Here is an 8,230-nt window from a genome sequence, read left to right on the forward strand (position 1 = left end):
GCTTTATTTTATTTCAAGGCCACGAGATTACAGTACCACCTTCATTATTGGTAAATCAATTGAATGGAATAGGCGTCTCACTGAGATGTTGACTATGCTTACCGCTGAGGTCTGGCTTTAAGATTTGGACAGAAGGCAACCCGGTTTCTTCTGTGCATTATTTGTCAATCGCTTGAATATCAAGCCGAATTAATCGAACAAATGAGGTTATTGTGGAGCAAAGGGATTCCGCTGGGGTTATGACATTAACCGCTACAAGAGCAAGAACACGACGCTTACTGATTGAAACAGCAATGAAAATGTTCGACAGTGGCGCTTTTCCGTCGATCACCGAAGTGGCTCAGGAAGCACAGCTTTCCCGGGCTACCGCCTACCGTTATTTTCCTACTCAAAGCGCGCTGGTTTCCGCCATTGTGACGGAGACTCTCAGCCCAATTAAAAGCTGGCGTCCAACAAAAAAAGACGCCAGCGAGCGCATTGATGAGCTGCTGGGTTTTGCTTTTCCACGCATGCTGGCACATGAAGGCACGCTGCGTGCCGCCCTGCATCTTTCGCTGACTCAGTGGGCGCAGTCACGCTCAAATGAACGTCCGGAGAAAGAGAAACTGGTAAGGGGTAACCGAAAGGTACTGCTGCAACATGTGGTTGAGCCGCTAAACCAGGAGATGTCGCCGATGATGGTGGAGCGCGTGGTTCAGTCGCTCTCGCTGGTGTACGGTTCGGAGATTTTTCTGGTGATGAAGGATATCTGGGGCTGCGATAACGCGCAGTTGGAAGATATAGGCAAATGGATTGCTAAAGCTATCGTGCGCCAGGCGCGGGAAGATGAGAAAGCGCTGACGGCGGGTTGAACGCCGCCAAATGCTAAGGGGCCACAGAAGCGGCCCCTTATTCAGACTTATTACCAACAGACGTTACTCGTTAATCATGTAGCCAAACAGCCGTTTCACGCCGTTTTCATCGGCTTCGGCATACACGCCTTGCAGCTCCGGAGAGAAGCCAGGCAGCAAGTTAAGCCCTTCTTCCAGCGCCAGGAAGTAACGTTGAACTGCCCCGCCCCAGGCTTCGCCAGGGACCACGCAAAGTACGCCAGGAGGATAAGGCAGTGCGCCCTCCGCCGCGATACGCCCTTCCGCTTTAGCAATCGGCACTAACTCCACGTTGCCACGGATAAATTCGATATTGGCATCCTGCGGGTTCATCACCACTTTCGGCAGGCTTTCCTGACGGAACATCGCTTTCTGCAAATCCTTCACGCCATAGCTGACATACAGCTGATGCATCTCCTGACAGAGACGACGCAAAGTGTAGCCTGCGTAGCGCTTCGCATTCTTGCGGTAAATGGTTGGCAGCACGTCAGATAACAGCGCATCCTCTTTGACGTGTTGTTCGAACTGCGCCAGCTTTGCGACCAGATGGGCCATTTTCTCCACGCTCTCTGCCGGCGTCAGCAGGAACAGGATTGAGTTAAGGTCGCATTTCTCCGGCACCACGCCATTTTCGCGCAGGTAGTTGGCAAGGATGGTCGCAGGGATGCCGAAGGAAGCGTACTGGCCGCTGGCAGCATCGATGCCCGGCGTGGTCAGCAGCAGCTTACAAGGGTCGATCAGATACTGATCTTTCTCATAGCCTTCAAATCCATGCCAGTCAGCGCGCGGGGCAAAGCTGAAGTAACGAGCATCTGAAGCGATGGTTTCGGTCTTCGCGTCCTGCCAGGGTTTGCCGTCTACTTCATCAGGAATAAACGGTTTGATCATTTCGCATCTGGCGAGAATAGCTTTACGGGCATCGATGCCAAGCGTGACGCATTCGTGCCACAGGCGACGGCCAGCTTCGCCCTGATGCATTTTAGCGTTAACGTCCAGCGCGGCGAACAGCGGGTAGAACGGGCTGGTTGAGGCGTGCAACATAAAGGCATTGTTCAGGCGTTTATGGCTGCAAAAGCGTTTCTGGCCGCGGAGGTGGTTATCTTTTTTGTGGATTTGCGAGGTTTGCGAGAATCCAGCCTGCTGTTTGTGCACCGATTGGGTAACAAAGATCCCTGGATCGTTTTCGTTAAGTTGCAGCAGCAGCGGCGAACAGGCTTCCATTACGGGGATAAACTGCTCGTAACCGACCCAGGCAGAGTCAAACAGGATGTAGTCACAGAGATGGCCGATGCTGTCGATCACTTTTCGGGCGTTGTAGACGGTGCCATCGTAGGTGCCAAGCTGGATAACCGCCAGACGGAAAGGGCGAGCTTCCTGAGCGCGTTCCGGTGCCACCTGTTTGATCTGCTCGCGGACATAATCCTCATTAAAGCAGCGAGCATCGATCCCGCCGATGAAGCCAAACGGATTGCGAGCCGTTTCCAGGTAGACAGGTGTTGCACCAGCCTGGATAAGTGCGCCGTGGTGGTTGGATTTATGGTTATTGCGGTCGAACAGCACCAGATCGCCGCGCGTCAGCAGGGCATTGGTCACCACTTTATTGGCACTGGAGGTGCCGTTCAGGACGAAGTAGGTTTTGTCCGCGTTGAAGACTTTGGCGGCAAATTTCTGCGCATGTTTAGCGGATCCTTCGTGGATCAACAGGTCACCGAGTTTAACATCGGCATTGCACATATCAGCGCGGAAGACATTTTCGCCGAAGAAGTCGAAGAACTGTCGTCCAGCCGGGTGCTTTTTAAAGAATGCGCCGCCCTGGTGGCCCGGACAGGCAAAAGTGCTGTTGTCCATGGCGACATATTTGGTCAACGTATTGAAGAACGGCGGCAGCAGTTCGGCCTGGTATTCGGAGGCGGCAGCTTCGAGCTTGATCGCATCATCCCCGGCACCGGTAAGCAAGCCGACGTTTTCCGGCAGATCAATTTCTTGTGCCTGCTCGGGATAATCCAGCGAGATAAACACCGGCAGGTTAAAGCCGGTATGGCGCAGCAGCGCCAGCATGCCGCTACGGGAGTCGGCCACAGAGACGACCACCGCCGCCACATCAGTAAAATCAGTTTTCTCCAGCGTAACGACTTCGCGTCCGGTCTGGAGGTGGATAGCCACAGTGGTGCTGGCTGCAATTTTCAGTGGTGTCATAGCACAAATCCTCAGGCGTCAAGGATGAGTGGGTGCCAGAGGCACAGCAATGGGAGACGGCAAGCGCCCTCGCCCGGCGAAAGGTGTCAGAAAGGTGGACAGCCAAAGGGGTTCCGGCTTTAACCGATAGACATCAGTAAAATCAGATCGCGTCTGTTTTTACTCATGGCCAACAGTAAGCGTATGAAAACCTCACCGCACGGTGAGAGAATTTTTCGACAGGATGTGACAAGCGGATCGGCGGTCGCACGACATTGGGTGATGTCGGGAACAATTGCTGTTATTCAGCAGTGAACTCGGCATAGCGGCGGCCTTAAAGTGGTGTGGTGACGTTATCCGTCAGAATGGGCGCAATGATGTCACCTTTTTATGACAGGTTCAAGGCAGCGGGTGAATTTACCGGGAGAGAGGGATTAAGGTAATTCATTGATATTTATTGGTTTAAGTTGAACGCCAAAATAAAAATCAGTTATTTTTCTGTTGGTTATGCACTTTTGTTGCAAAGGTATTCAGGCGAGGGTCAAATCGGCTACCACCCAATATTTTCAGTAATGTCGGAGAGTTTGGCGGATGCACAGGTCAAGAACGTGATGACGGTGCTGAGCACCGAAGAGTGCCTACTCTCGTTAGATCGCCCTGAGTTTAAGCGTATTCCGTTGTATGACGGTCGCCCGTGGTTTGTACCTTTTGTCAGCGGCTGGTATCGCCTGCGTGACGTGGTGGATAAACAGCTGGATTGAGTGGCAGGTGAATAATGCGAGGTAGTCTCGGAAAAAATTGTCAATTTTTCACCGGGTTGATGGAAAAGAGTGCAATCAGTTGCGTTTTGACCATAAAGCCATTGACGCCCCGCTGCCAGTACGGTTTAATGCGCCGCGTTGCCCGGATAGCTCAGTCGGTAGAGCAGGGGATTGAAAATCCCCGTGTCCTTGGTTCGATTCCGAGTCCGGGCACCACTAATTCTGCATCAAAGCACGCTGGTTAGAGGTAACCCTTTAACGGGCGGAACAAAGGAACTGGTAAGTCGATATCGCAGTGTTTTCCGAATTTGCACACTCGATGTTGATAGCCAGCTTCCTCTCAAAAAGGACACCTGTTGACGCAGGCGTCCTTTTTACGATCACTGAACATCCTCACAGCTTGTTAAAGTTATATTAAGGTATGTCTGACCTCTCCCTCACTCGCGGGGATCACATCCATATACAGTGACAATTCATCCTCTAAAGCCTGTCCTGTCACCTTCAACCGGATAGAGCGCACAGGGTCGATATTTCCCCACGAGGCCCTTTTCACGCTCTTCAAATTGCCCTAAAACCAGATTCACCTTTACCAGTTGGTCACGGCTGAGAATTTTCTTTCTTTTAGTACCCGAAGGTACCTGCGTTTCATTAAGCGGATTTTCCTCAAGCGTGAGCCATTTTTTCTTCATTCCCTGGTTGTAGAGTGCACGTAAATGACGCACCCTATTATTCCAGGTACTGGTCGTTAAACCTCGCCCTAACATGTCTCTGCACCATAAAATCAGGTCAAGATGCATGACCTCATCGGGCAATATCGCCTCACCGATATATTTTCTGAATACCGACACCACGCGACGATAGTTTTTTTCTGTATCCGGGCGTAATGCTCTTGAGAAAAAGTATTCTTCGAGCAATTCTTCCCAGTCCATTGGACGCAATTTATTCGTGATGTACCTCCTGATTAAAATGTATCAACAGTAAATGCAAGACCTGCATGACACGGATAATCCCCGTCAGGGAAAAACCAGTACCGGGCTATTGTCAGGTACGTTTTTCCCCCGGTAGAGCAAACCCGCTTTAATGAGATAGCCTTTGGTTCGTTTGAAAGGCCCCGAATGATCGGAACTTTCATACAAGTGTGAAAAATTAAAAACGCTTTCCTTTGACACGACGATGCTTCCCCAGTCGTTCAAAATCATCTTGTTCCTTTCGACACTGCTTCTACAATTCACTCTCGTTCATCTTCTCAACAGTTGAGGCGCTAGATAATACGTACTCTTCCCCAATATCCTGTGAGTACAAATACCAACGTTTTTCAGCAACATCGACGGTTAAGCCATTGACAAAAGGGTGAGGTAAGGTAAACGTGGTCGGAGATAAAGAAAAACCACGGCCATCCGCTTTTATGATGGCTTCTTTCAACGACCACAGACGAAAGAAATCATTTTCCCCTTGAACGAGTTGTGTAAACTCCTCAGGGGTGAGCACATCCTGGTAGTCATATATGTCAATGGGGACTCTTTTTTCTACATCAACGCCGATATCCCCCTGAGTGGTATAGGCACATACGGCCCAGGCCCCCGCATGGGAAAGATTAAATCCCCCTTTCATCCCCATCACAGCAGGTTTGCCATAGCGGTTATAGTGCAACTTGGGAAAATGTCTTCCCTGATACCCTTCATGTTTTTTTAATGCATAACGTAGCAGCATTCTCCCCAATAACGTCCGACGTTTGTCGTCATCAAATCTAAACCGATCGAAGAGGATCCGCTGGTCTCTATCAAGATAATCCCGCTGCGAATAAAGCAGTTCGCTGCTTAGCTCGTCAATACGAGAGCAGTAGATATAATTGGTCATGTTCTTTAGCCCTCCACCTACAGCATGTTGGGCAGGTAATAGAACCCCTGCCCAGCGTCAAGAAAGAAATTAGCGGATGTGGCTAATCAACTCATCCTCCATTTCTAGTAAGGTAAAGTGACTTGCTGCTATTTCAAACAACTGTAGCTGGTTAATATTTTCAACACCCGCATCAACGTTGTTAAACCGGTATTGTTGATACCTCTCATTATCTATTTCCTCTGTCGCCTTGAACAACACGATCTGCGTATGTTTTAATACGGCAGATTGTGGCTGTATATTAAAAAGATTATCGCTTACGACGACCGATTCGACATTATGTCTTAAATAATGTGGGATTTGTAGCCGCTCCATCATAGCGTCCAGGTTAAAGGATGACTCATTGCACAGATAATGATCTTCACTTAACAACCAGGTGTCCAGCAGATAGACAGTGATCGCCTTAACCCCACGCGCTTCTAAATAGACCGCGATCTCCAGTGCAATCTTCCCGCCCAACGACCAGCCTAATAAGGTGACCGGTTGGCTGATATCAAGAATGCGATCGATATGCTCCAGATAATAACGCACCAACTCATCAAGCCGCTCGATCTTCTGTTCATGATAGAAGTTATATGAGTCAACCCCATAACAGCAGTAACGCTCAGCCAGCCTATTGGACAAGGATTGGTAGACCGAACAGTTCCCCATCCCAGGGTGAACCATAAACATCTGTGGTTTTTGCGTTACCGTATTAAATGGCACTATCACCTCAAAGGACTTCCCTTGAGCCTTTGATATGGCTTGCGATAACTCGCTTAGGGTACGTGCATTAATAATATCAAGCAGACGTATTTTAACCCTCAACACCTGGTTAATCCGGTTGTTCAGCCTCATAGCCAGGATACTGTTGCCGCCCAGCGCAAAGAAGTTATCCTCCATGCTGATTGCCTCAAAGGAAACTTGCAGCGTATCGGCGATTAACTCACACAACGTTTTTTCAACCTTGTTTTCCGGCGCCACGTAGGTCACGGAATGGGTTATTTGCGGTTCAGGTAACAACCTTCTGTTTAATTTACCGTTTGAGGTCACCGGCAGCGCCGTCAAATGAAAAAACATGCCAGGCACCATATAATCTGGCAGGGTTTCCCGCAGATGAGCGCATAGCTTTTCGGTGGAAATCTCCTGCGCGGCAACATAATAAGCCACCAGATTTTTATCGTTGCTGCCACGCTCACTGGCGATCACCACCGCATGATTAACGTCCGGATAATTGGCCAGGCGCGTCTCGATTTCGCCCAGCTCAATACGGTAACCGCGCACTTTAACCTGGAAATCATTGCGGCCCAGATATTGGATATTGCCATCGGCTAAATAGCGTACCACGTCGCCGGTTTTATATATCCGGCCATTGTAACCCCGCAGTTTTTCCTCATTACTCTGGAATGGATTGCTTAGGAAAACCTTATCCGCCAATAGTTTATTATTCATGTAACCTCTAGCAACACCGACGCCACCAATGAATAACTCGCCAATAGCTCCCTGTGGAATGGGTTGCAGTTGTGCATTCAGCACGTAGGCGGAAGTATTGTCTATCGGCTTACCGATTAGCACATCCTTGATGGAGGGTGCGTTACAGTCGTAGAACAGCACATCCACCGTCGCTTCCGTTGGACCATAGAGATTATGGATTTGGCAATGCGGCAGTAAACGCTGGCATTTTCTGACTTCACCCACATTTAACGCCTCTCCGCTGCAAAACAGATAGTTAAGGCTGCCCAGTTTCGCCTGCAACCCGCTCTGCCCCTCCAGAGTTTCAAGGAATGCCGATAGCATTGAAGGGACGAAATGGAGCGTCGTTACCTGTTGCTGTTCAATCAGCTCTGCCAGATAGACATTATCTTTATAGGCCTCCTGCGAGGCAAAAACGGTAGAGGCCCCGAACCAGTTAGCCCAGAAAAGCTCCCACACTGAAACATCGAAGGTGTAGTTGGTCTTTTGCAAGATACGATCCTGCGCCGTGATCGGATATTGCTTGTGCATCCAGACAATACGGTTGATCACACTGTGATGCTCTAGCATGACGCCTTTAGGATTGCCCGTGGTACCGCTGGTATAGATAATGTAAGCCAAATCGCCAGACCGTACCGATGAAGGCTGATTTTCGCCTGTGTAGCGGGCAATATCGGATGACGTATCCCGATCGGCAACATCAATAACGGTTCTGCCGGTTGCCGCCAGTGCAGTGGCTTTCTCATCGCCGGGTTTTGCCGTCAAGATGATATCGATACCGGCGTTTTCCAGCATGTAGCTCACCCGGTCATCCGGTGCCAGCGGATCCAGTGGTACGTAAGCGCCCCCCGCCTTGAGAATGGCCAGTATCGCGACCTGCATATGCTCAGAGCGGTTTAGACACAGCGCTACCAGATCGCCAGAGCGGACAGCAAAGCGTTCTCTCAAGTAAGCCGCCAACCGGTTGGCCCGTTCATTCAACTGCCGATAGGTCAGGCTCACGCCCTCAAATACCAGTGCGATATTCTCTGGGGTCCTCACTACCTGCGCCTCGAACATTTCGTGGATCGTCATCTC

The 8,230-nt window shown here is 50.0% G+C and carries 6 protein-coding genes and 1 tRNA gene; 3 read left to right on the forward strand and 4 right to left on the reverse strand.

Annotated elements, in window-relative coordinates; translation table 11 throughout:
* Window positions 1-239 precede the first annotated feature (239 nt).
* Complete coding sequence (locus tag WCC56_RS05040; protein WP_424691323.1) at window positions 240-851, forward strand: TetR/AcrR family transcriptional regulator; 612 nt, start codon at window positions 240-242, stop codon at window positions 849-851.
* A 63-nt stretch (window positions 852-914) separates the two neighbouring features.
* Here the strand turns inward: WCC56_RS05040 and WCC56_RS05045 are convergent, their stop codons facing one another.
* A complete protein-coding gene (locus WCC56_RS05045) occupies window positions 915-3,065 on the reverse strand; it encodes an ornithine decarboxylase (protein WP_424691324.1) in 2,151 nt (716 codons plus the stop codon).
* A 551-nt stretch (window positions 3,066-3,616) separates the two neighbouring features.
* On the opposite strand from WCC56_RS05045, the gene WCC56_RS05050 reads away from it, so the two are divergent.
* Entirely contained in the window at window positions 3,617-3,805 is a 189-nt protein-coding gene (locus WCC56_RS05050; protein WP_424691325.1) for a hypothetical protein, read from the forward strand.
* 140 nt (window positions 3,806-3,945) lie between these two features.
* Window positions 3,946-4,021 (forward strand) — tRNA-Phe (locus WCC56_RS05055).
* A gap of 257 nt (window positions 4,022-4,278) precedes the next feature.
* Here the strand turns inward: WCC56_RS05055 and WCC56_RS05060 are convergent.
* The 3 genes from WCC56_RS05060 to WCC56_RS05070 all read right to left on the reverse strand — a co-directional run.
* Window positions 4,279-4,734, reverse strand: a complete 456-nt coding sequence (locus tag WCC56_RS05060; RefSeq protein ID WP_424691326.1) for a phage integrase SAM-like domain-containing protein — start codon at window positions 4,732-4,734, stop codon at window positions 4,279-4,281.
* Window positions 4,735-5,026: 292 nt separating this feature from the next.
* Complete coding sequence (locus WCC56_RS05065) at window positions 5,027-5,662, reverse strand: 4'-phosphopantetheinyl transferase family protein (RefSeq protein WP_424691328.1); 636 nt, start codon at window positions 5,660-5,662, stop codon at window positions 5,027-5,029.
* A 69-nt stretch (window positions 5,663-5,731) separates the two neighbouring features.
* On the reverse strand, window positions 5,732-8,230 hold a 2,499-nt coding region (locus tag WCC56_RS05070; RefSeq protein ID WP_424691329.1), incomplete at its 5' end, for an amino acid adenylation domain-containing protein.

This window comes from Erwinia sp. (assembly GCF_049696395.1).
Lineage (GTDB): Bacteria > Pseudomonadota > Gammaproteobacteria > Enterobacterales > Enterobacteriaceae > Erwinia.